Genomic DNA, 22,196 nt, shown 5'->3' with positions numbered 1-22,196 from the left:
GAAGCGCGGTTTACAGAAATGCAATCGCTTTCTATAATGAGAAGACAGAGTGGATAGAGGAGGGATCGTATGAACGTCAAGGACTTACTCCGACGCTATTCGATCGACGAACCAATCATCTACGCGAAAAATCTACACGGGCAGTGGGTCAAGTTGGAGCAACTGCCGCCCTACACCATACTAGAGGTCGAGGCGACGGACGAGGCCATCGAGGCGCTCGCCATCGACGCGTACGTGGCGCTCACCGTTTGTCGGGAGAAATCGTCGCTTGAAGATGCACGCCCTTATGCGGTGCGGCTTCATATCAAAGGTAAGTAAAAACCGCGAGCCGATGGGCTCGCGGTTTTGTTTAGGCTGCTTTTTCTGTCTCGTCTTCCTGTGGGACGGTCCGTTTTGCGTAATACATGAACGGCGTCGCCATCCAAGCGATGATGAACTTGGCGACGTATGTCGTGATGAAGATATTCCACCAGATGTCCCATTCCATGCCCCAGAAGGCAATCGTACAGAACGTGAGCGTGTCGATGAACTGTGAGACGACGGTCGAACCGGTCGTCCGGAGCCACAGTTTCTTCTCACCGGTCTTGGCACGAATCTTCGAATAGATGAAGACGTCGAACAGCTGTGAGACGAGGTACGCCGCGAGACTACCGAGCGTGATGAGCGGTAGCATCGAGAACAGCGCCTCGAAACTCTCATGCATGAACAGCGCCTCTTCGAACGGCTCATAGAGCAGTGCGAATTGCATGAGCACCGTCGAGACGATCAAGATGAAGAAGCCGAGCCAGACGCCTTTACGGGCGGTGTGACGACCATATTTTTCATTCAAGATGTCAGTAGCTAAATAAAGGGAACCGTAGACGATATTCCCGAGAGTAAAGATGAAACCACCGATTACAATCTGCTGCGTCACTTGGATGTTGGCGACGACCGAGGCCATCGCGATCCAGGCGAACAGTCCGACACGTCCGAACAGCTTATAACTGAGGACGAGCAGACCGAGCGTGAGCAAGGCAGAAGGAATCCATAACCATTCATTGAGCATGGGGATCGTACTCCTTCCAAATCATTCATTCTGTCAACTTTACAAGTTTATAGAGGAACGGAAACCGTGTCAAGACAGTTTACACAATAACTATAATATAGAAAAATCCTTGTTTTTAGGAAGAAGTAATAATGAGGTATTAGTTGATGTCAAATCTTTTAGAATGACGGTTTGTCAAATTAAGCGCAACACTTCCTCCGCGAAGGCCTCGTGTGCGGTCTTCCAGCCGAGACATTTCCTCGGCCGCCCGTTGATCTTGGCGAGCGCGTCCACGATCTCTCCCTGGCCGACCGTCGCGAAGTCCGATCCTTTCGGGAAGAACTCGCGCAGGAGGCCGTTGGCGTTCTCGTTGCTGCCGCGCTGCCAGGACGAGTACGGGTCGGCGAAGTACATCGGCACGCCGAGCGATGCCCGGACGCGCTCGTGACAGCTGAACTCCTTGCCCCGGTCCGTCGTCGCCGTCCTGAACGTGCCCGCCGGGAAGGCGGCGTGGACCGTGTGGATCGCTTCCTCCATCGAGGCCGCGCTACGGTCCGTGATCGGCAGCGCGAGGTAGAACCGGCTCTTGCGCTCGACGAACGTGGCGACGCAGGCCTTCGATTTCCCGCGCCCGGAGACGACGGTGTCGAGCTCCCAGTGCCCGAACGTTTGGCGCCCCCTGACCTCCGAAGGCCGTTTCGAGATGGACAGCCCGACATTGAATCGCCCGCGTGTCTCCACCGGTTTCCGGCGCTTGCCCTTCTGACGGAGCACGGTCGTCGGCACGTCGATCAAACCCACATAGATCCATCGATAGATGGTCGAGAAGGCGATCCTGCCGCTGAAGAGCCGCCCCACGATCTGTTCCGGGGACCAGGTCGCCCGCAGTTTCTCGATGATCGTCAGACGCATCATGTCGTCGAGCTTCGTCTTGGCGCCGCAGTTCGCTTTCGCCCTCACGTAGCGTTCCTGTGCACGGTCCGACTTGTACCCGGGGTTCCGTCTGATCTCCCGCGAGACGGTCGAGGGCTGTCGCCCGAGCCGTCTCGCGATGGACCGTACGGACATCCCGAGCTCCAGATAGGTCTCTATTTTCACGCGTTCGGCTGTGGTAAGATGGGTGTAGCTCATAGCGATTCCTCCGTCTGAATGTTTGTGTGGTAACTTCATTCTACACGAGGCCGTCGCTATGGGCTTTTTTGCGTTCACGTTCAGGTGTTGCACTTAATTTTATAATTCATCGAATACAAAAAGTAATAGTATAATATCAGATAGAAATATACAAATTTTCAAATAAAAGATGCATTCAAAATGTATAATTAATAATGAAATTTACAAAAAATGAAAGAGGGTATTAAATTTGGAGCAAACTGAATATAGAAAGTGTGGAATAATAATGCCTATAGCTGCTATGCCCGGATATACTTCAGAACATTGGTCTGAAGTTAAATCAATCATAGTAGAATCAACTAAGTTGATTAAAGAACATCAGTTTTCAGCCGAAATTGTTAGTAACTCTGATGGAGAGATAGATGTGATACATAAAAGAATTATCCAAAATTTATACAATGCTGATATCGTTGTATGTGACATAAGTGGTAGAAATCCAAATGTGCTATTCGAATTAGGTATGAGACTGACTTTCGATAAACCTACAATTTTGATTAAAGATGATGATACTGATTTTATTTTTGATACAGGAGTAATTGAACATATCACATACCCTAAAGATTTACGCTTTGGAAAAGTTGTAGAATTTAAACATGAATTAGCTAAAAGAATTAAACTAACACTAGAGAAATCAGAACAAGACCCAAAATTCTCAACATTTTTAGGTAACTTTGGAGAATTTAAAATCCCTTCCTTAGAACAAACTACAGTTTCTGATGTAAATCAGTTGATTTTAGATGAATTAGGTGCATTAAGAAGTGAACTTTCTCATGTAAAAAAAGAAATCGCTACTACTAAGAATTCGGAGTATATTGTCCACAGTAAGACATTAAAACAACTGGTTTCTAAATACATATCTGAAAATGCAGAGTATTTAGAGACGGCAGAAGTCATAGCTCGTCAACCTGAGTTTTTAGACTATCTTACGTCAAATAATGTTGATTTGCGTAAAACACCACGAAATATATTAATTTCTTACATCGAAAGCGCACAAGAATTACCATTTTGAACAACATATTTTACAATGGAAAAAGAGCTACAGATAGGTGTTATTCATATCTCCAGCTTTTTTATTGTTTACGTGATAGATATTAAAAAAATCCTTGTCTGTCATTGGAACTACTGAAGAGGCCTAATTTGAACGATTAAGTGCTCCTAGATCCCTAACTTTTCTATAGTTACTCACACAAAATAGTCTTAAGCTACAAGGTGATTGCAATGACAGTCTATGCCTTCAAATCTTCTCATATCACTTTAATTAAGTTGTGAAAACATGTTCCTATAACCTTACGACGCGGAACGTTTGAATTATCCGTTTTTTTTGTTAAATGAATATTCTACATGCATCTTATGAGTATTTTGACAAACCAAGAACGACGTAACAAGTATTTACGGAGTATAAACTCTGCATAGGTAAAAGCAAAGTGTTCTCTGCAAAATAGAGTAATTGCACTAAAAATACTTGATTGAACGGGATATCATATGGACACTAGTGGCAGAAGTAATTTCGAACACAAGTGAACATGGTATGGTCGCAAAATGAGTAAAATGATTTAACAAAAAAACTCAAGCCTTATGTAGGTTTGAGTTTATAAAATGACTATTTGTCTTGAGGAAAATTCTTTGAAATTCGAATATAGTCAGCCAAATTGATTGATTCTTGATTTGTCTGCTCGAAAATGAGGATATTATGTTGAAGAGCAGATGATTTGTTGTTAAACGTTTTACTTCCCCTTATATTCGATGGGTTTTTCGCTTTGTATAACTTGTTAGCTTTATTAGCTTGCGAATGAGTTATAGTAATCACTTTAACCCCTCCTTTTAGTAGTTCTTTTTAAATTATATATGCAATTGCGTTAAAAGTCATCCAACCTAAGACCTACAAGAAATACCTTTTGAAATCTTTTAAACTATGGATATGTTGTTTAAAATAGATTATTCATCTTTTTCTTCTACTTCATCTCTTACTTCATTACTATTCATCTCTTCTTCCAAACGTTTACTATAGCGTTCATAAGATAAATATTCATCTACATACATAATAATCTGAAATTCAAATGATTTTACATATAATCCGCATAATTCTATGACAATCTCGTTTGGAGGGGTTGAAAAATCAATTGTAACCACTCCAAAATCCGCAACCGGAACAGCTAAAATAGATTCATATTTTTGATTGGTGCTAAAAGTTGACCAGTCAGGATCAATATTTAAATTAGATACAAACTGCATTTCTTTTTTTCGAAATGCTCTTCCAGCAATGGAAAGGTTAATATCTAAAGTACGACTAGTATCACGGCTAGCATTTGATGTGAAATTAGTGCTTCTCATTATACTATCTAGTTGACCAGTTTCATCATTATAAACCCAATAGCTAACACGAGACTTATTTGAGGTAGAAATTTCATTATGAATCGAAAGTAAAGTGATTGAGCTTGCTTGATGCAAATCTGCAAGCGATTGTTCGGCATGTTCAGGTAAGAAATGACCTCTATTAGTAGTATGATAGTTTAATAAGCTATTAAAATTAGAAATGTAACTGTTTAATGATTGCACAGCACTGTAAAAGTGAGATTGTTCATTATTTATATCAGCTACTTGACGAGTTAGCTCAGTGTTTTGTTTAGACAACTCAATTCCACGATCTTCTTTGTCCATATTCTTAGAAAACCTACGGACTGCTCCGCCCACTTGGAATAAAACATAAAGTATAAATAAAGTCACCGCCCATAAAATGAGAGTTAAATGCGTTGGGCTCATTTTATCTAATACACCAAGTATAATATTATCCATATTTGTCCTCCCTAAAAAATAGTATCTTAGAAAATTATAAAGGGAAATCATAACTATTACTGTTCTTTTTAAAACACACAAGAATACAATAAGTAGCTTTAAAATCCCTACTTTTGTAGAAATGTAAACAATGGCTTATACAATTTTCGAGCAGATGAGTGATGAAATCGAATGAGATAAGGCCGATTATAAGATGTAACTCATTATCGTCCGTAATCAACATTTCATAAAGGATTGCATACCGGATCAGCTACTAAAAGTCATTTAGAGTTTTCAGTGCCATTCACTGTTGATGAGATATATTCTAAAAATCTCTCATATATTTAAAGTCGAAGAATAAAGTCATTATGCCTCTTTCATGAGATGAAAATACTCTTTCCATTTTCAGTTTGTATCGTTTTATAGAAAAGTCATCTGTGTCTATTTGATCATTAGTTTGAAATTTAATAACTAGCTCAAGACCATTTAGTTCTGGATTAGAATAAATCCAATGGTCGTGTATGTCCCTATAAATCAAATCAAAAATAATTAAATACATGAATGATTTTGGTCTCATCTCGTGTATTTCGTTCTGAATGAGAAGTGATTTAGAATTATTATCTTGAATGAGTGGAAAGGTAAAGATGTTTTCCTCGCTACGACTAAATAGATTGAACTGAATGCTAGCCGGGACTCTATCATATTGTTCATTATAGGAAATAGTGTAGTCTTCATTAAATCGCGTTTTATAAAATTGGGGTGTTTTCAAATTTTTTAAATTATCCAAGGCTTCATTATTTATCTCTAAGTATGTACAAACATTATAAGCGTTCCCAATACCAGAATTTGAGACTTGAATGGATAATTTGACATCGGTTGGTTTATTCTCTGTCTCATATAAAAGTAATCTTCTCTTTATATCAGATAGAGAATACATTGCGAAGGTCGCTTGACCCTTGAGTGGGAGGATTTTTGGTAAGTGACTATTATTTATTTCTTTTTGCATTAATTCAACCTGTTTGAATGATGCATCAGCAGCGTTTACAGCTGCTTTGCTAGAAATTTCGCTTGTTAGTTCAGATTTTTTTGCGCTTTTAGCTGATTTCCATGTATAAATTAAAGTTACAAACGCAATAATTAGCGCAAGCAATCCAATCCAGTTTGAAGCAAGATAATCAAACAAAGTACTAGTCTCCTTTTCTTCATAGTAAGATTTTTGATTCTCTAAACTCCAAAATCCAGCTTTACCTAGTTCCAATATCGATTCAATTCAATCGTGCTCTTAAACTAGAAGAGGTGTTTTAACTACTTTGATTTTTAAATCTAAAGATAAGAAATTTGTCTTAAAGAATTTAAACTAATATCGTATTGTCTTTAAATAATAGAATCTTGTTTACAAACGTTTGTATTAGATTTCCCCTCATTACTATCAATTAGAGTAATAATCTCTCTAGAAAATGAAGTTATTTGTTGATGACGAGAAAGCAAAAAAAATACCAAATAACAAAATAAAAAAGCGCCTCCTTCAAAAATACAGGAAGCGCCAGAAACCACTCGGTTGAGCGGTATTTTTGATGCCTCCGACGAGAATCGAACTCGTGCTGCAGCATTACCATTGCTGAGGTCTGCCACTAACCTACAGAGGCGGTTACATCTAGTATGTTACACAGTCTGTCATGAAATTTCAAGCTTTTTTAGAATAATAAGACCCCCGTCCTCCTCATGGTGAGAAGGGCGGGGGTGCGTTGAATCAAGCTTACTTCGTCCGGACCCAAACTGCTCCAGCCGAGTTGTCTTTCGCTTCGCCGACGACGTCGACGACGAGACCGTATTGTGGAAGTTTACGGCCCGCATCTGGGATGAGCGAGTTGATGTACGTGTTGGCGTCGTTGAACTGTTTCACGCCTGGTTGAGCTTTGTAGTCATAGATGCCACGGCTCGGTGAATCGATGTACCAAGGGAGCGTCTTGTCTAAGCTGAACGCCGCGTCTGCGATCTGGTAACGCGTGCTGCCAGCGACTGTGTCTTGACCGTTCAAGTTGCCGATAAGTGCCTCAGGGTGCGAGTCGACGACACCGAGGAAACCTTCACCCGGATGGATGCCGACCCAGTTGTCTGAGAACGAATCATCCGCATACCAGACAACGAGACCTGTGTTGTACTTGACGCCACGGCCGTTCAAGAGACCAGTGTCAGCGCCTTCATGGTTGCGCCACTCGAGGTAGTAGTAGTGCGGTTTCGAATCATAGCCGTCCGACTTGACGAAGCCGTCGAGCGTGACTTTCTCTGCGCCTTCCGCATCGTCAGCGAGGAGCGATTGTCCGCTTGACGTGATCGACAAGTTGTCGAGGGCGAACCCTTCAAGGGCAAGACCACCGTCCGTCACGTATTCGAAGACGATTTGTACGTCTTGACCAGCGAACTGTGACAAGTCGTACGATTTGTTCACCCAAGCGCCGTTCGTCGATTCCGCACCGTTTCCAGTGTTGTCATCGCCGTAGACGTCAAGGACGACTTCTTTGCCGCCGCTGAGTGCTTTCACGTACAAGTAGTCGTAGTCAAACTCGATATCGAAACGTGTGTCGAAAGCGAGTGTACCGTCCGCTCCAAGTTTGACCGTCGGTGTCGAGAGTTCAGTATGCAAGTTATCACCTTTTGTCGAGTAGTAGTAATACTCGCCGTATTCTGGTTCGATGCCTTTTACTTTCTTGTCTGGAAGGTTCACTTTCAACAATCCAGGGTTGGTTGATTTCGTCACCGATTGATCGAGTTTCGAAACAAAACCTTGTTGCGTGATGTCTTCAAGGTCAACTTCCGTGATGTTCGCCCAGTTGCCGCCCATCAATTTTTGGAAGTACTCTTTGTTTTGTGGCGAGAAGCTCGTTGGCTCTGTACCCGCCACTTTACCAGCCCAGCTGCCGCCGCTCATGATTGACCATGATTGGATCGGTTCGCCTTGACCTGTGTACTGTGTATCGTACTCATCTGGAAGACCGAGGTCGTGACCGTATTCGTGAGCGAAGACGCCGACTGCGCCGTCTTCAGGTTGGATTGTGTAATCGAATGCCGCCATTTGACCGCCCCAGTATGGGACAGCTGCTTCCGTACCTGCTACGCGGTAAGGGCTGTTGCCGACGACCCAACGGTGTGACCAGACTGCATCGTCACCGAGGACACCGCCACCAGCTTCTTGGCCGGTACCAGCATGGATGATCATCAAGTGGTCGACCAAGCCGTCCGGCTCGTTGAAGTCGCCGTCACCGTCGAGGTCATATAAATCGTACTGATCGTATTCGGCGAGGTCCATGCCTGAAGCGACCGCAGCGTTCAACGTGTCTTTAACGAGTTGACGCGGACCTGGCCCGATGTTGTCATTCCCGCCGGCCGGATTGTCACCGCCGTAATCTTTCGCTGTGCCCGGGACGGTCAACCAGTCTGAGACAGTGCCGTCGACCGTGTAACTGCCGCCCGACTGTTCCTCATAGTACTGTTTGAACGTTTGGACTTTCTCCCCGTTGAACAGTTCGAACGATTCGTCGCCGAACATGTATTGCTCGTAGTGTTCTTTACTAAAGTTGTCGCTATAGAGATAACCTTCTTCTTGAACGACGTTGTTATGTTTGAAGTCGCTGTACTCGACGAGAAGGACGAGGACTTTGTCTTCACGGACGGCGCCGTTATAGCCTGCCTGTTTGGCCGGGTCGACTTTGACTTGACCGTTCGGCTTGCCTTTGCGATAGTTCGCTTGTCCTTTTTTCGCTTTGTCGAGGAGACGTTTCGATTCTTTCTCGAATTGGTTATGTATCTTCTCTTTTGCTTTGGCTGCTTTTTTGTCTAACTTATCGTCGTGCTTATGGACGTCTTTCGCACCGCCTTGTTTCTTCTCGATATAGGCATCGACGGCTTTTTGGCGCTCGGTGGCCGAAAGCCCTTTTTTGATGACGCCTCGTTTCTCGAGCGCTTTAGCGAGCCGATCCTCATCGATGATGTTGTGATCGAATGGAGCGGTCGAGCTTGGGGTTGGCAACGGTGAGGCGGCGAGTGGAGCGGCACCGACGGCCGGGATCGCACTGACGCTCATGACCGATGTCAATGCGACGGCGAGCGTCGTACGACGGATGGAACGTTTTTTCATTTGTACTAACCTCCTGTGAAAATAATGGGATATTGTGTGAGCTTGAATCCAACGTTAAACTTGTGTCTGATTAATGTCAATATTCAGAAAATAATAATTTAAAAAAGAGACTTTCGTCCCGAATGGTCCTAAAGACCTAAGGGGTCAAGTCTCTACATCGATGATGCCGTAATGAAATTTGGATGTTTTACGAACAATCTTTTTAAAACCAAACGTTTCAAACGTCTCACTCTCAAAGTGAGCCTTTAGGACAATTCGTCTGGATGCAACACGACGGGCCTCCATCATGAGTTCAAGAGACAGCGGATTCGTGTTGGCGAGGGATCGTAATGGGTTCAAGTGAACCGATTCTGAAATCGTCTTTTCGAACATTGGGTCGAAGTAGACGACATCGAATGAATCGTCCGGGCATGTCTTCAAATAGGTGAGGGCATCCGTCCAAACGACCTCGAGCCGACGCATCGCCTCATTGACGGCGGGCTCTTTTTCTTCCCAAACGGTTAGCCCTTCCTTGACGAGCATCGCTGTGACAAATTCGCTCTCGATTCCGACGGCGCGACCCGACGGACCGACGGCATGACTGAGGACGATACTGTCGGAGCCGAGCCCGAGCGTACAGTCGAGGACCCGGTCACCCGGTTTGATTGCGGCGGCATCGACGAGCGGATCGTTCCCGCTACGCGCAAGCTGCTTCACACGGAACACCGAGCTCGATGGGTGGAAAAAGAACGGTTCATCTCCGGCGAGAGGGGTGTATTCGACGCGACGTTTATCAAATACGAGCACGCCGGCATGGTGACGTTGTTTTAACGTGTCGATGGAATGTTTGCGACGGGTGACGAAATGGGCGCCATAAGTCGCCGCATGGGCCTCGGCCCGTTCGATGGTTGCCTCAGTCGGGCGTAAACAAGTTGTAACGATATAAGTCATAGTTTCTCCTTACTGAAAAAATGAGACGCAGAAGCGTCTCATTTTTTCTTGCTGAGTAAATCCGATAACTCGTCGATGAGTGCCTTGTGGGAGGCAAGTTCTTTCTTCTTCTCGTCGTTCGGGTTAATCGGGCGTTTCGAGCGGCTCTGGAGCGCCTCGAGCGTTTCGTCGATTGACGATTTGAGCGTGTCACGATCTTCCGGCTTGAGGGTGACCTCATGCGGGTTTTCACCGCTTGCGTCGAGTTCGCGTAGACGAGCCATCAATTGTTTTGCTTCTCGGTTCAAATCAGCGAGCAATCTGTCAATTTGTTCCAACCGAAGCTTGATTCCATCACGTTCCGTAAACATTTGTTTCACCTCTTTTATGGGGATAACCCTGTTGTCTCTTCCCATTTACTTTACCATAATTTTCGAACAACGAAACCACCGGGAATATATTCCATTTTTATTGGCTGTGGGAAACACTGTTTCTCTATGCCCACATGAATCTCAACTGGTATACTGACTTAGCTAAAAAGGAGGTGGTCGGATGCAGTCGACAACTCATCCACCAAAAGCGCTTAAAGGCGCCATTTTATCGATCACGACGTATTTGGTCTTATCTGTATTAAAAGTCGTCTTCGGTTTGGTGTACAATTCGGAGGCCGTCCTCGCCGACGGATTCAATAATACGACCGACATCATCGCATCAATCGCCGTCTATATCGGCATTCGCATCGCCGCACTGCCCCGAGACGCCGAACATAAATACGGTCACGCCAAAATGGAGACACTCGCCGCGCTCGTCGCATCGCTGATCATGGTCGCCGTCGGGGTGTTCGTTCTATTGAACAGCATCGCCACTCTAATCGGTGGTGAATACGTCGAACCGAACCCGCTTGCTGCTGTCGTCGCGTTCTTAAGTGCACTTGTCATGTTCGGCGTGTATGTGTACAATTCGAACTTGGCCAAGAAAACCCGGTCGCTCGCCTTGAAAGCGGCCGCGAAAGATAATTTGGCCGATGCCATGATCTCGATCGGGGCTACGCTCGGCGTTCTCTTCGCTTACTTTAAATTGCCTTGGATGGATACGGTTCTCGCCGTCTTGATTGCGGGAATGATCATTCGGACCGCGATTCAAATCTTTCTCGATGCGACACATCAGCTCTCTGACGGATTCCCGCCGGATCTCGTCGATTCCTACGAAGAGACGATTCAGCATTTCGATGCCGTCAAGGAAGTGCGTGAAATCAAAGGACGTCACCTCGGTAACCATGTCATGCTCGATGTGACGATTGCCGTTGAAGGAAGTCTCACCGTCGAGGAGGCGCACGATTTGTGTGATGACATCGAACGGGAGCTCGACGAACATCAGGCTGTCGATTCGGTCCATATTCACATTGAACCGGTCTGATTTCGGTTATCTTTTGCGCTTCACGCCGCCGTTCGTATATAATGAGTTTGGAAAGACTATGAGATAACTGTTAAGGAGGGCACGGGATGGAAATCGTGCGTCAACCTATTCGTCAGATTGATGAGATCGAATATGAGCATTTTAAAAAATATGGTCAAAGTTCTTACGGCATCTCAGCCGAAGAGTTAAAAGGCATCTTTGTCGAGATGGGGGCAGAGCAGGTATACTCGGCCGATGAGCATAGTTATGGGGAGGACTTCTATTATGATCTCCTCGTTGACGGGCAAATCGTCGGAAAAGTGTTGCTCTTGAAACTCGCTCGCGTCTATCAGCTCGATTTGATGGTGTTCGACGCCTTCAAGGGCAATGGCTATGCGACAGAAGGCTTGCGCCTCGCGCTCGAACAATCCGACTTAAGAGAAGGACATACCGTCCGCGCCGGCATCCCGCCGACGAGTCCACATCAGGAAGCGGTACGCCGTGTCCTTGAGAAGAACGGCTTCGAGAAACGGAACGGCCTTTACTATTTAAACTTTAAAAAGCGATATGTAATCAACCACTGAACTGACGGCGTCTGACGCGTCAGTTTTTTCGTATGGAGGTTTTACCGATGAAACAAGTGACAATCAACGACATCGCCAAACTGGCCGGGGTCGCCAAAAGTACCGTCTCTCGTTATTTGAACGGGGGTTCGGTCGGACAAGCGACACGCGAGAAAATCGAGCGGGTCATTCAAGAGACGAACTATGAACCGAACCAGTTTGCGCAAAGCTTAAAGTCGAAACAGACGAAAATGATTGGTGTCATCGTCCCTCGTCTTGATTCCTATGCGGCTTCGCGTACGATGATGGGCATCGACGAGCGGTTGACCGAGCGCGGTTATCAAATGCTCGTCGTCAACACGGCCCAACAGACCGAACGCGAGATCGAGCAGTTGTATAACTTGGCAAAACAGAAAGTGGCCGGCATCATCTGGCTCGGGACGACCGTGACGCCGCGGCACTTGAAGGCGATCAACGATATCCAAATTCCGGTCCTATTGATCGGTCAAGAGCATGAACACGTCCATAGCCTCGTTTATCCCGATTTCGACGCGGCGTACGCTCTCGGACGGCAGTTCATGGACTGGGGGCACCGTGATGTCCTGTATGTCGGGGTCGGTCCGTACGACATCGCCGTCGGACAGGCACGGCGCGATGGTTTTCTGCATGCGTTCAAAGAAGCAGGCGCGAACGTAACGACGTATACGACGACGTTCAAAATTGACGACGCCATCCCGATTGGGAAACGGATCGCCGAGGCGACCGATGACGCGACGCTCATCGTCTGTGCGACCGACAACATCGCCTTCGGTGTCTTGAAAGGGCTCGCCAATGGCGGAAAATCGGTGCCGGTGGATATCTCGGTGAGCGGATTCGGCGGCTATGATTTCACCGAAGTGCTCCATCCAGCGATCACGACGGTGCATCTTCCATACCGTCGGACAGGGTCTCGTGCGGCTGACATGATTCTCCAATTGTTAACAGGCGAAACCATCCCAATGAAAACGTTCACAACTTTTGAATTAAAATTGCGAGAAAGCGTTGACATTTTAAATTAAATCGATTACATTTGTGTTGCGGAACCGGTTCCGCAACATTTTTTTATTCGTTTTTGGAACCGGTTCGATAAGTGATACGAAGCACGACATTCAGACATGGAGGTGGACGGATGAACACCGTACATTGCATTGGTGAACTATTGATTGATTGGGTTTGCGAGGACGCATCGAGCGACCTCGTCAACGGGACGACATTCGTAAAGAAAGCAGGGGGCGCACCGGCAAACGTCGCGGCAGTCGTCAGTAAACACGGAGGAAATTCGAGTTTCCTCGGTCAAGTCGGGGCAGACCCGTTCGGACGATTTTTAAAACAGACGCTCGTCGACAACGGCGTCGGCGTCGAGAATCTAGTTGAGGAAGGTGACACGACGTTCGCGTTCGTGTCGATTCAAGAAGACGGGGAACGGGACTTCACGTTCCGCCGCGGTAGCGACGGCGATTATGCGTTCGAGTCGATTGATTTGTCGGCCTTCAAGCCTGGGGACATCGTCCATTTCGGATCGGCGACGGCACTCCTCGACGGTGAGTTAAAGAACGCTTATTTCAAACTGCTCCAGTTCGCCAAGCGTGACGGCCTGTTCGTCTCGTTCGATCCGAACTACCGTGACGCGCTTGTGACCGACCTCGAGGCGTTCAAACAAGATTCGCTCCACTTCATCGCCGAAGCAGACTTCGTCAAGTTGAGCGAGGAGGAAGCGCATTTATTGACCGGGCTTGACGATTTAGACGAAGCGATCGCGTCGCTTCTCGAAACGGGTGCGAAACGAATCGCCATCACACTCGGCTCGCGCGGGACGCTGATTGCGACGAAAGATGTCAAAGACGTCATCGCTTCAGTGAAAATTGAAAGCGTCGATTCGACGGGAGCGGGTGATGCCTTTGTCGGCGCCTACTTGTATCGCTTAGCGACTCTAGGCATCGATGACGACCGTTTACTAAAGGATATTGAATACGCGAACGTGACCGGCGCATTGACGTGCACGGCATACGGCGCGATTCCAGCCATACCAACACAACAACGCGTACTTGAAACGCTAGGAGGGAAACCAGCATGAACTACAGACAAGAAGCAGAAGCGATTTTAGAGGCTCTCGGCGGGAAAGACAACGTCGCCGCCGCGGCCCACTGCGCGACCCGGCTCCGCCTCGTCTTGAACGACGAATCGAAAGTCGACGAGAAGAAACTTGACGCCCTCGACGTCGTCAAAGGAACGTTCTCGACCGGTGGCCAGTATCAAATCATCATCGGTGCAGGTACGGTTAACAAGGTGTACGCTGAGTTCGCTGAATTGACAGGCCTCGGCGATATGTCGACAAGCGACGTCAAGTCGGCCGGCGCGAAGAAAGGCAACCCGCTCCAACAGTTCGTCAAAATGTTGTCTGATATCTTCGTCCCAATCATCCCGGCCATCGTCGCCGGCGGTCTCTTGATGGGGATCAACAACTTGCTCACGGCACCTGATTTGTTCTTCGAAGGAAGCTCACTCATCGATCAGTACCCAGGCATCGCCGATCTCGCCGCGATGATCAACACGTTCGCGAACGCCGCCTTCGTCTTCCTGCCCGTCTTGATCGGGTTCTCCGCCGCCAAGCGGTTTGGGGGTAATCCGTACCTCGGCGCCGCGCTCGGGATGATCATGGTTCACCCGGATCTCGTCAACGCCTATGCGCAAGCAACGGTCGGTGATATCCCGGTTTGGAACATTCTCGGCTTTGAAATCGAGAAACTCGGTTACCAAGGACAAGTGTTACCGGTCCTCGTATCCGCTTATATCTTGTCGAAACTTGAAATCAATATTCGCAAATTCATGCCAGCATCACTCGATATCTTGCTCACACCGCTCCTCTCGCTCCTCATTACGGCGTTCGTCACGTTCGCCTTCGTCGGACCGATCACACGCGAAGCGGGTAACTTGATCATCGACGGTCTCGTTTGGACGTACGACTCACTCGGCTTCTTCGGCGGTCTCGTCATGGGTCTCTTGTACGCACCGATCGTCATCACAGGGATGCACCACAGTTTCATCGCCATCGAGACACAGCTTCTTGCCGATATCGCACGTACGGGTGGATCATTCATCTTCCCAATCGCAGCCATGTCGAACGTCGCGCAAGGTGCGGCCACACTCGCTGTCTTCTTCTTGACACGTGACCAAAAGATGAAAGGTGTCGCTTCAGCATCTGGAATCTCGGCACTCCTCGGCATCACGGAACCGGCAATGTTCGGGGTCAACTTGAAACTTCGTTATCCGTTCATCGCGGCCATCATCGGTTCAGGCGTCGCCTCGGCGTTCATCGTCGGACGTGAAGTCCTCGCCGTTGCCCTCGGTGCGGCAGGTCTTCCAGGGATCATCTCAATCGCACCAGCGTCAATCGTCTCGTATATCATCGGTATGGCTATCGCCTTCGCGGTTGCCTTCGGATTGACGTTCGTGCTCGCGAAACGCCAAGCGAAAAAAGAAGCAGTCAAACAAGCAGCATAATGAAAAGGAAGTGATGTTATGAGTTGGACGAAGGCAGAGCGTTACCGCTCGTTACGTGACGTGAGTGCCCTCGAGATGGAGACGCTCCGCACGAAGACGGCAGCTTCCCCGTGGCGGTTCGGATACCATATCCAACCGCCGACGGGACTCCTGAACGACCCGAACGGATTCACGTATTACAACGGGGAATATCACATGTTCTATCAGTGGTTCCCGCTCGGACCGGTACACGGTCTCAAACACTGGTATCATGTCACATCACCCGACCTCGTCACGTGGACGGACCGCGGGGTGGCGTTAGTCCCGGAGACGACCGAAGATTCACACGGTGCCTATTCAGGCAGCGGGTTCGTGAAAGACGGGGAACTCCACGTCATGTACACGGGCAATCACCGGACGGATGACTGGACGCGTCACACCTCGCAAGTGATCGGCGTGTTGCGGGATGGCAAGATCGAACGTCGCAATGTCGCGATTCCGGACGTGCCGGCCGGGTACACGGAACATTTCCGTGACCCGAAAGTGTGGCTCGAGGACGGCGCCTATTACGCCGTCGTCGGCGCACAACGTACGGACGAGACGGGTTGCGTCGTCTTGTATCACTCGGTCGACTTGGATGACTGGACGTTCCTCGGTGAAATCAAGACGGGACTCGATTCGTTCGGCTACATGTGGGAATGTCCCGACGTGTTCGAACTGAACGGGCAGCACGTCCTCGTCTTCTCGCCGCAAGGGATTGAACCGGACGGGCATCGCTATCACAACATCTATCAGTCTGGGTTCTTGATCGGCAAGCTCGACGTTGAGACGTTAACATTCACCCACGGAGCGTTCGAGGAGCTCGACTTCGGGTTTGATTTTTACGCCCCACAGACGACAGAACAGGACGGACGACGCGTTCTCGTCGGTTGGATGGGACTCCCTGAAATCGAGTATCCGACGGACCGCTTCGGTTGGGCCCACGCCTTGACGTTACCGCGTGTGCTCACAATTGAGGAAGGGATGCTCAAGCAGCGTCCGGTGGCGGAGATGACAACGCTTCGCCAAGACACATTCCTCGACGCGTCCGGCACATCAATCAGCGTCGCGACACCGGACCGGTATGAGCTTGAGGTGAAAACGGATGGGTCAGACTTCACGCTCGACCTGCTTCAGGTCGAGAATGAGTCACTCGTCATTCGTTACGACGCGACGGCAGGCGAATTGACGATCGACCGGACGAATGCCGGAGAGCCGTTCGCGACCGAGTTTGGCACGACACGGACGAAAGCGATTCATGTGACGTCGCTTCACGTGTTCGTCGACTCGTCAAGTGTCGAATGCTTCGTCAATGACGGTGAGGCGGTCGCCACGCTCCGTGTCTTCCCGAGCGAGCTCGAGAAACAGTTGCGTTACGAAGGCGCGACTGCGAGCCTGACCGGTTGGACGTATCAATAAGGAAGAGCTGAGCTTCGGCTTGGCTTTTTTGTTTACCTACAGAATGAACTCTATATGCTATTCTAGAAATAGGGAATAAATTACATATGGTATAGGGGATGGTTTACATGTGGATGGTTTTAGGATTGCTCGCGATTGGGGCGACACTGGTCAATTTGTATACGTTCAGCGTCGGGAAAGACTATAAGCTACCGATGGCGATTGCGTTGTCCTTGACCGCATTGACGGTGTGTGCAGATTACAGCTATTTATCAGTCTGGGTCGAAGCGGAGGATTGGAGTGCGTTGGCGGATGTCATACCAGGTATGGGACGAGCGTGGTGGGTCTTAACGAGCATCTCGATTCTATTGAACATATTGCCGATTTTCTTGGAGCGAATGCGAAAACAGGCCTGAATGATCCGATGTCAAAATTTGTGAAACCTTTCGTCCGGATTTTCGTAAAAGATAACGATCAACATGAATGGGGTGATGGACATGAAACTAGATCGGGCAATCTTCACAGGGGCTTCGGCGATGTTCAAAGCATTTATGAACTCAGAGGAGAATGAGTTGAATAGAGAAGAGATGATTCAAGCGAGAGTTGCTGAGTCGTCAGGAATTGGTTCGTTCAATGAGACAGATTTCATCATGTTCAATGGAATCGAAAAAGTGAGATCGTTCGCGGACATGCTGCGTAATGCAGATGATGCGCTCGAAGATTCCATTCACGGGGAACCGGACTTTGACTTGGAGCTTCATTGGAAGGGCGGGATGATGGCACAGTATCATCTTTGGCTCGGACAGAAACATCAACCGAGCTTTTTGATGGATGTGACGCATCCGCATCTCATCTATCGCGTGTCGAGAGATATGACGAATCAGTTGATTCAAGTGCTCGGGGTGGACGAGTAAGTGATTGACGTGTGATGTGTAACTTTTTTTGAATTACGTATAGCTACCAAACACAGTTAAAGGACCCCCTTTTATGAAACGAAGACATATGTCAGTCTTTGCTCTTTTCACGTTAGCCCTTACGTTGACCGGTTGTGGCTCGAACGATTTTCGGACGGATGGGATTGAAGAAGTCCGCGTCTCGGAATCGGACGGATTCAGCAGTTTTCAAGAGCGCGATATCGTCACGTTCGACGAACCGGAATCGATTCGAGTGTTCGAAGACATGCTGCGTGAGGCAGACGAAATTCCAGGTGTCGCCAATGTGGTTGGGCCGGAATACGATATCGAAATCCGCTTCGAGGACGGGGAGACGGACCGCTATTACCTTTGGCTCAACGATGATGCGAAGTCGGTAAGCAGTCTTTATGACGCGGACGACACAAATATCGGCTACCGCCTTCCGGCTGACGTGACGGAAAAATTGATCAATCTGCTCGAACCAGGCGACTAAAAAAGACGCCTAGAATGGCGTCTTATGAGTTGAAGCGGATAAAGCGTTCAATCTGTTGCTCGCTCTTCCGTGCTTGACGACCAATCCAAATCAAATGGCCGGGGCTGTTCAAGATGGTGAGCTGGGCGTGCGGGATGAGCCGTTTCGCGTGATGCGCGTGGCGGACCGGCACGGCCTTGTCATTTTTGGAGTGGACGATATACGTCGGGCACGTCACCCCGAGCAGCGCTTCATCGGTCACTTGTTGCCGCAGGTCGAACTGGGCACCGAGACCGAACGCCATTTGGCTAGCGACTCGTTTCAATAGGAAGATATCGTACGGGGTCACTTCGTCGCGGATGACATCGAGTGCGAGCAGGCTCGTCGATTGAATCATGCGGGCCGTCGCCTCGAACGGTTGTTTTTGAATGGCGCGGGCGACGAACTGTTTCATCGCAAATTGCAGCGCGATGAACGCAGGCTGGGCGACGTTACGGCTGATGTATTGCCGATAGGGGAAGTCGACGACGCTCGTCACAGCGGCAGCGAGCGTCAGGCTGAGCGCGTGGTCGTTCTGCGATGCGAGCTCGATTGCCGTCGGGCCACCGGCCGAAATGCCGTACACGTGATACCGATCGATTGCCATGATTTCCATCAAACGACGTAGGTTGGTGGCGAACGCTTGCGGTGAAGCCGAAAATGAGTACGGAGTCTCACCGTAGCCGGGACGGGATGGGACTATGACCCGAAAACCGGACACGACGAGCCGGTCCACATGGTACGGTTCGAGGCTCGATGATTGGGTCCCATGAATCAGAACGATGACCGGACCGTGACCGCGGTCCATATATTCGATTTTCGTGCCGTTGACGTGCGCGTAATGTTTCACTGCGGAAGGGCCTCCTTAAACGATTTGTAATGGAAAATACCTTTATTTCATGGAAATAACATGCTACTGTCTGTTTATACATATTTTACATAGAGAAGTGAAAGGGGATTAAACCGTGAACAACCGAGAAAGGTTACTCGAGGTGAGACGGTTTTTCGAACGCCACACAGATGATAATCATCCAAAGACGTTAGAAGACTTGCTCGAATATTTATCTACGATCGGAGATACTTCTAAGTTAGCAAAAAAATCAGTGAAAGACGACATCCAAGCATTGACCGATTCGGGGTTCGAGGTGCAGGATGAGCTCGAGAAGAACGGCCTCGCCAAAAAATATTGGCATTCGGCCCGTTTGTTTGAAATCCATGAGCTCCGGATGATGGTCGACGCCATCGTCGCGGCGAAGTTCATCTCGGAGGACGTGACAGAGCGGATCGTCGAAAAACTTCAAAAACTGACGAGTATTCCGGAAGCGGAAACGCTCCAGTCGATCATCAAGACACCGAAGAAGAAACACGGACAGATTCCTTACCATATCGATCGCATCCAGCGCGCGATCCAAGAACAAAAGGCAATCTCGTTCCAATATACGGACGTCGTCGGCTTTGACGCCACGAAGCGAACGTTCCCGCTTCGCCGTGACGGCGAGCGTTATGTCGTCAATCCGATTGACCTGCACTGGAACCATGAGCAATATTATTTGATTGGCATCGATGAGTCGATCGGGGAAATCCGAAACTATCGCGTCGACCGCATCGTCAACTCAGAGATTGTCGAGGATGATACGCCGCGCATGAAACATCATTTGCCGGATGACTACTTCCAAAAGTCGTTCAATATGTACAACGGGCTCGACGAGGAAATCGTCCTTGCCGTCGACGAGCGCGTCCTCCCGGTCATCTTCGACAAGCTCGGCGAAGACGTCTCGATTACTCAAGACGGAGAACGCTTCCTCATCCGCTTCGATGCGGCCGTATCCGACGGGTTCGTCTTCTGGCTCTTGTCGCTCGGCACGCAAGTCGAGGTGCTCGAACCGATCACCCTCCGCGACCATTTGCGCGAGACGATCGAGGCGATGGCCGAACGATATGCGAAGGCGAGCATTCACTGAAACGATTGAAATGAAGGTATGATATACTGCTTGCGACACTTGTAGAAGGGGGACAGGCGGATGTTAGATTGGATGCCATTAATCATTCCGATTGTCGCTGTCATTTTTGTCGCTGTCGTCGCAAGACGCGCCATGAAAATGGACCAAGAGAAATAAGCTAGGACGGACATCCTTCTCGTCATGAGGGGGATGTCTTTTCCGTCCAAAAGGAGGAGACCGGTGGACACCATCACACATACGCTGTTCGGTCTGACGCTCTACGGGGCGGCCGACAAGCGAGAGCTTCAGAAAAACGAAAAACGTGCTTTGTTCGTCACGACGCTCGTCGGGAGCCAAATCCCAGATAGTGACGTCATCTCGCGGTTATGGGACACGGAAGGGATGTATCAGATGTGGCACCGCGGCATCACCCATTCGATTTTCCTCGTCCCGTTGTTCGCGCTACTCATTTACATACTCGTGCGCCTCTTGTTCAAGGTGACCGATATCCGTTACTTCTGGTGGGCGCTCTTGTCCGTGTTCATCCATAACACGGCAGACTTGTTCAACGCCTGGGGGACGGGTTACTTCGAACCGTTATCGGATGTCCGGGTCACGTTCGGTGTCATCCCGATCGTTGATTTCGTCTATTGGGGCATTTTCCTCGTCGCCTGGCTGATCGCACGGCGAACTGACATCAGTCATACGGTGTATCGCTACGCCTGGGCAGCGATCGTCGTGCACGTCTTGATTCAAAGTGCGCAAGGGGCGTACTTGTATCAGTCGTATGCCGCCGATCACGATGAAGTGGTGCTGTCGGCCTCGTTCATCCCGACCCAGTTCACGGTCGTCACAAAGACCGATGAGTCGGTGTCGATTTACAGTGACTCGGTCTATCAAGAACCCGAGGTCCAATACGAGTTGACGAGTGCGGACGATGCCGATTTGAATCCGCTCTTCGCCGAAAATAAAGAAGCGATCACGCTCAAACAGTGGTCCCCGTTCGTTGTCGTCGTCGAGGATGATGAGCGGCTCGGCCTCTACGATCCGCGCTTCTTTGACGGTGAGTCGTCATTCCTTTACGAATACATCGAATTGTAGGTGATTACGATGCGGCGCATCCGTTATTTGTTCATCTTCGGTTACGAACAGGCACTCAGTTGCATCTTCCCGGTCGCCATCTTCGGGGCGCTCGCGTTGACGAAATGGTTCGACTTTCCGATTCCGCGTTACGACGTCCTCCTCATTTGGTGCCTATTCGTCCAAGTCGTGCTCGTCAAGACCGGGCTCGAGACGATGGAAGAAGTGAAGGTCATCAGTTGGTTCCACGTTATCGGGCTCGGCCTCGAGCTGTTCAAAGTCCAGATGGGGTCATGGAGCTATCCCGACGAGGCGTTGACGAAATGGTTCGGCGTCCCGCTCTATGCGGGGTTCATGTATGCGAGCGTCGGCAGCTACGTCGTCCAGTCGTGGCGCCGCCTTGATTTGGAGTTTCTCAAGATGCCTCCACCGCTCATCGCGTTCGGCCTGGGAATCGCCATCTATTTCAACTTCTTTTGGCATCACATTTGGCTCGATTTGCGCTGGGTGTTGATTGGTCTCGTCTTTCTCGTCTTCGGCCGTGCCATCGTCACGTACCGGCTCGACGACCGCCGTTTCACGATGCCCGTCGTCGTCGCCTTCTTTTTGATTGCCTGCTTCATCTGGTTCGCGGAAAATATCGTCACGTTCTACAACGGTTGGGCATATCCGAACCAGTTGAGCGGTTGGGCGCTCGTTGACCTCGGCAAGCTGTCGTCGTGGTTCCTGCTCGTCATCATCAGCATCTTGCTCGTGGCGTGGCAGAAACGAAGACAGGAGCTCTCATGAAAAAACGTGTGCACCCGCTTCGGGTTGCACACGTTTTT

Annotated in this window: 22 protein-coding genes and 1 tRNA gene; 14 read left to right on the top strand and 9 right to left on the bottom strand. The window is 48.9% G+C overall.

The features are described from left to right. Positions 1-69: 69 nt before the first annotated feature. The gene (locus tag FED52_RS07455) at positions 70-318 is read left to right on the top strand and encodes a hypothetical protein (protein WP_034777481.1); all 249 of its coding nucleotides are present in this window, start codon (positions 70-72) and stop codon (positions 316-318) included. Positions 319-349: 31 nt separating this feature from the next. Here the strand turns inward: FED52_RS07455 and FED52_RS07450 are convergent, their stop codons facing one another. Continuing rightward, on the bottom strand, positions 350-1,045 hold the full coding sequence (locus tag FED52_RS07450) for a queuosine precursor transporter (protein ID WP_034777482.1): 696 nt from the start codon (positions 1,043-1,045) through the stop codon (positions 350-352). Between the two features lie 174 nt (positions 1,046-1,219). Beyond that, complete coding sequence (locus tag FED52_RS07445; protein ID WP_138858923.1) at positions 1,220-2,155, bottom strand: IS30 family transposase; 936 nt, start codon at positions 2,153-2,155, stop codon at positions 1,220-1,222. A 229-nt stretch (positions 2,156-2,384) separates the two neighbouring features. Between FED52_RS07445 and FED52_RS07440 the strand changes: the two genes are divergently transcribed. Beyond that, positions 2,385-3,203 carry an RNA helicase gene (locus FED52_RS07440; protein WP_138859466.1) on the top strand — a complete coding sequence of 273 codons (819 nt, stop codon included), beginning with the start codon at positions 2,385-2,387 and terminating at the stop codon, positions 3,201-3,203. 926 nt (positions 3,204-4,129) lie between these two features. Here the strand turns inward: FED52_RS07440 and FED52_RS07435 are convergent. From FED52_RS07435 to FED52_RS07410, 6 genes are all read right to left on the bottom strand, one after another. Then, positions 4,130-4,987: a GAF domain-containing protein gene (locus FED52_RS07435; RefSeq protein ID WP_138859465.1), complete on the bottom strand. Its 858-nt coding sequence runs from the start codon at positions 4,985-4,987 to the stop codon at positions 4,130-4,132. Between the two features lie 304 nt (positions 4,988-5,291). Then, positions 5,292-6,149 (bottom strand): hypothetical protein, encoded by an 858-nt coding sequence (locus FED52_RS07430; protein WP_138859464.1) that lies wholly within the window; start codon positions 6,147-6,149, stop codon positions 5,292-5,294. Positions 6,150-6,541: 392 nt separating this feature from the next. Continuing rightward, positions 6,542-6,612: transfer RNA gene (locus FED52_RS07425), tRNA-Thr, on the bottom strand. 110 nt (positions 6,613-6,722) lie between these two features. Then, positions 6,723-9,101, bottom strand: coding sequence for an immune inhibitor A domain-containing protein (locus FED52_RS07420; RefSeq protein ID WP_138859463.1), 2,379 nt, complete (start codon positions 9,099-9,101; stop codon positions 6,723-6,725). Positions 9,102-9,245: 144 nt separating this feature from the next. Next, on the bottom strand, positions 9,246-10,031 hold the full coding sequence (locus tag FED52_RS07415; RefSeq protein ID WP_138859462.1) for a class I SAM-dependent methyltransferase: 786 nt from the start codon (positions 10,029-10,031) through the stop codon (positions 9,246-9,248). A gap of 38 nt (positions 10,032-10,069) precedes the next feature. Then, on the bottom strand, positions 10,070-10,381 hold the full coding sequence (locus FED52_RS07410; protein ID WP_021067357.1) for a hypothetical protein: 312 nt from the start codon (positions 10,379-10,381) through the stop codon (positions 10,070-10,072). 181 nt (positions 10,382-10,562) lie between these two features. On the opposite strand from FED52_RS07410, the gene FED52_RS07405 reads away from it, so the two are divergent. The 9 genes from FED52_RS07405 (at position 10,563) to FED52_RS07365 (ending at position 18,331) form a co-directional block, all read left to right on the top strand. Next, positions 10,563-11,426, top strand: a complete 864-nt coding sequence (locus FED52_RS07405; RefSeq protein WP_138859461.1) for a cation diffusion facilitator family transporter — start codon at positions 10,563-10,565, stop codon at positions 11,424-11,426. A gap of 86 nt (positions 11,427-11,512) precedes the next feature. Further along, a complete protein-coding gene (locus FED52_RS07400; RefSeq protein ID WP_138859460.1) occupies positions 11,513-11,989 on the top strand; it encodes a GNAT family N-acetyltransferase in 477 nt (158 codons plus the stop codon). Positions 11,990-12,036: 47 nt separating this feature from the next. Beyond that, positions 12,037-13,026 carry a LacI family DNA-binding transcriptional regulator gene (locus FED52_RS07395; protein ID WP_138859459.1) on the top strand — a complete coding sequence of 330 codons (990 nt, stop codon included), beginning with the start codon at positions 12,037-12,039 and terminating at the stop codon, positions 13,024-13,026. Positions 13,027-13,136: 110 nt separating this feature from the next. Then, positions 13,137-14,081, top strand: coding sequence for a carbohydrate kinase family protein (locus FED52_RS07390; protein ID WP_138859458.1), 945 nt, complete (start codon positions 13,137-13,139; stop codon positions 14,079-14,081). After that, positions 14,078-15,508, top strand: a complete 1,431-nt coding sequence (locus FED52_RS07385) for a sucrose-specific PTS transporter subunit IIBC (protein ID WP_138859457.1) — start codon at positions 14,078-14,080, stop codon at positions 15,506-15,508. Before FED52_RS07390 ends, FED52_RS07385 begins: the two co-directional genes overlap by 4 nt. An 18-nt stretch (positions 15,509-15,526) precedes the next feature. Then, positions 15,527-16,945 (top strand): sucrose-6-phosphate hydrolase, encoded by a 1,419-nt coding sequence (locus tag FED52_RS07380; RefSeq protein WP_138859456.1) that lies wholly within the window; start codon positions 15,527-15,529, stop codon positions 16,943-16,945. Between the two features lie 107 nt (positions 16,946-17,052). Continuing rightward, the gene (locus FED52_RS07375; RefSeq protein ID WP_138859455.1) at positions 17,053-17,340 is read left to right on the top strand and encodes a hypothetical protein; all 288 of its coding nucleotides are present in this window, start codon (positions 17,053-17,055) and stop codon (positions 17,338-17,340) included. Positions 17,341-17,421: 81 nt separating this feature from the next. Continuing rightward, positions 17,422-17,838 (top strand): YhfM domain-containing protein, encoded by a 417-nt coding sequence (locus FED52_RS07370; RefSeq protein WP_138859454.1) that lies wholly within the window; start codon positions 17,422-17,424, stop codon positions 17,836-17,838. Positions 17,839-17,911: 73 nt separating this feature from the next. Continuing rightward, on the top strand, positions 17,912-18,331 hold the full coding sequence (locus tag FED52_RS07365) for a YhfM domain-containing protein (RefSeq protein ID WP_138859453.1): 420 nt from the start codon (positions 17,912-17,914) through the stop codon (positions 18,329-18,331). A 22-nt stretch (positions 18,332-18,353) separates the two neighbouring features. Here the strand turns inward: FED52_RS07365 and FED52_RS07360 are convergent, their stop codons facing one another. Then, positions 18,354-19,199 (bottom strand): alpha/beta fold hydrolase, encoded by an 846-nt coding sequence (locus FED52_RS07360; protein WP_138859452.1) that lies wholly within the window; start codon positions 19,197-19,199, stop codon positions 18,354-18,356. Between the two features lie 115 nt (positions 19,200-19,314). Between FED52_RS07360 and FED52_RS07355 the strand changes: the two genes are divergently transcribed. The 3 genes from FED52_RS07355 to FED52_RS07345 all read left to right on the top strand — a co-directional run bounded on the left by FED52_RS07355 (position 19,315) and on the right by FED52_RS07345 (position 22,158). Further along, the gene (locus FED52_RS07355; RefSeq protein ID WP_034777546.1) at positions 19,315-20,310 is read left to right on the top strand and encodes a helix-turn-helix transcriptional regulator; all 996 of its coding nucleotides are present in this window, start codon (positions 19,315-19,317) and stop codon (positions 20,308-20,310) included. Positions 20,311-20,529: 219 nt separating this feature from the next. Continuing rightward, positions 20,530-21,390 (top strand): metal-dependent hydrolase, encoded by an 861-nt coding sequence (locus tag FED52_RS07350; protein ID WP_138859451.1) that lies wholly within the window; start codon positions 20,530-20,532, stop codon positions 21,388-21,390. A 9-nt stretch (positions 21,391-21,399) separates the two neighbouring features. After that, complete coding sequence (locus FED52_RS07345) at positions 21,400-22,158, top strand: DUF817 domain-containing protein (RefSeq protein ID WP_138859450.1); 759 nt, start codon at positions 21,400-21,402, stop codon at positions 22,156-22,158. The last annotated feature ends 38 nt before the right edge of the window (positions 22,159-22,196 follow it).

The sequence above is a fragment of the Exiguobacterium mexicanum genome (assembly GCF_005960665.1).
Lineage (GTDB): Bacteria > Bacillota > Bacilli > Exiguobacteriales > Exiguobacteriaceae > Exiguobacterium > Exiguobacterium mexicanum_A.
The sequence above is the reverse complement of the archived record's forward strand: the minus strand, read 5'-3'. Positions and strand labels throughout refer to the sequence as shown.

What these genes read in the sequence shown, in the direction of transcription:
- FED52_RS07455 (WP_034777481.1), top strand. Translation starts at nt 70, where the DNA reads ATGAACGTCAAGGACTTACTCCGACGCTATTCGATCGACGAACCAATC.
- FED52_RS07450 (WP_034777482.1), bottom strand. Translation starts at nt 1,045, where the DNA reads ATGCTCAATGAATGGTTATGGATTCCTTCTGCCTTGCTCACGCTCGGT.
- FED52_RS07445 (WP_138858923.1), bottom strand. Translation starts at nt 2,155, where the DNA reads ATGAGCTACACCCATCTTACCACAGCCGAACGCGTGAAAATAGAGACC.
- FED52_RS07435 (WP_138859465.1), bottom strand. Translation starts at nt 4,987, where the DNA reads ATGGATAATATTATACTTGGTGTATTAGATAAAATGAGCCCAACGCAT.
- FED52_RS07420 (WP_138859463.1), bottom strand. Translation starts at nt 9,101, where the DNA reads ATGAAAAAACGTTCCATCCGTCGTACGACGCTCGCCGTCGCATTGACA.
- FED52_RS07415 (WP_138859462.1), bottom strand. Translation starts at nt 10,031, where the DNA reads ATGACTTATATCGTTACAACTTGTTTACGCCCGACTGAGGCAACCATC.
- FED52_RS07410 (WP_021067357.1), bottom strand. Translation starts at nt 10,381, where the DNA reads ATGTTTACGGAACGTGATGGAATCAAGCTTCGGTTGGAACAAATTGAC.
- FED52_RS07405 (WP_138859461.1), top strand. Translation starts at nt 10,563, where the DNA reads ATGCAGTCGACAACTCATCCACCAAAAGCGCTTAAAGGCGCCATTTTA.
- FED52_RS07400 (WP_138859460.1), top strand. Translation starts at nt 11,513, where the DNA reads ATGGAAATCGTGCGTCAACCTATTCGTCAGATTGATGAGATCGAATAT.
- FED52_RS07395 (WP_138859459.1), top strand. Translation starts at nt 12,037, where the DNA reads ATGAAACAAGTGACAATCAACGACATCGCCAAACTGGCCGGGGTCGCC.
- FED52_RS07390 (WP_138859458.1), top strand. Translation starts at nt 13,137, where the DNA reads ATGAACACCGTACATTGCATTGGTGAACTATTGATTGATTGGGTTTGC.
- FED52_RS07385 (WP_138859457.1), top strand. Translation starts at nt 14,078, where the DNA reads ATGAACTACAGACAAGAAGCAGAAGCGATTTTAGAGGCTCTCGGCGGG.
- FED52_RS07380 (WP_138859456.1), top strand. Translation starts at nt 15,527, where the DNA reads ATGAGTTGGACGAAGGCAGAGCGTTACCGCTCGTTACGTGACGTGAGT.
- FED52_RS07375 (WP_138859455.1), top strand. Translation starts at nt 17,053, where the DNA reads ATGTGGATGGTTTTAGGATTGCTCGCGATTGGGGCGACACTGGTCAAT.
- FED52_RS07370 (WP_138859454.1), top strand. Translation starts at nt 17,422, where the DNA reads ATGAAACTAGATCGGGCAATCTTCACAGGGGCTTCGGCGATGTTCAAA.
- FED52_RS07365 (WP_138859453.1), top strand. Translation starts at nt 17,912, where the DNA reads ATGAAACGAAGACATATGTCAGTCTTTGCTCTTTTCACGTTAGCCCTT.
- FED52_RS07345 (WP_138859450.1), top strand. Translation starts at nt 21,400, where the DNA reads ATGCGGCGCATCCGTTATTTGTTCATCTTCGGTTACGAACAGGCACTC.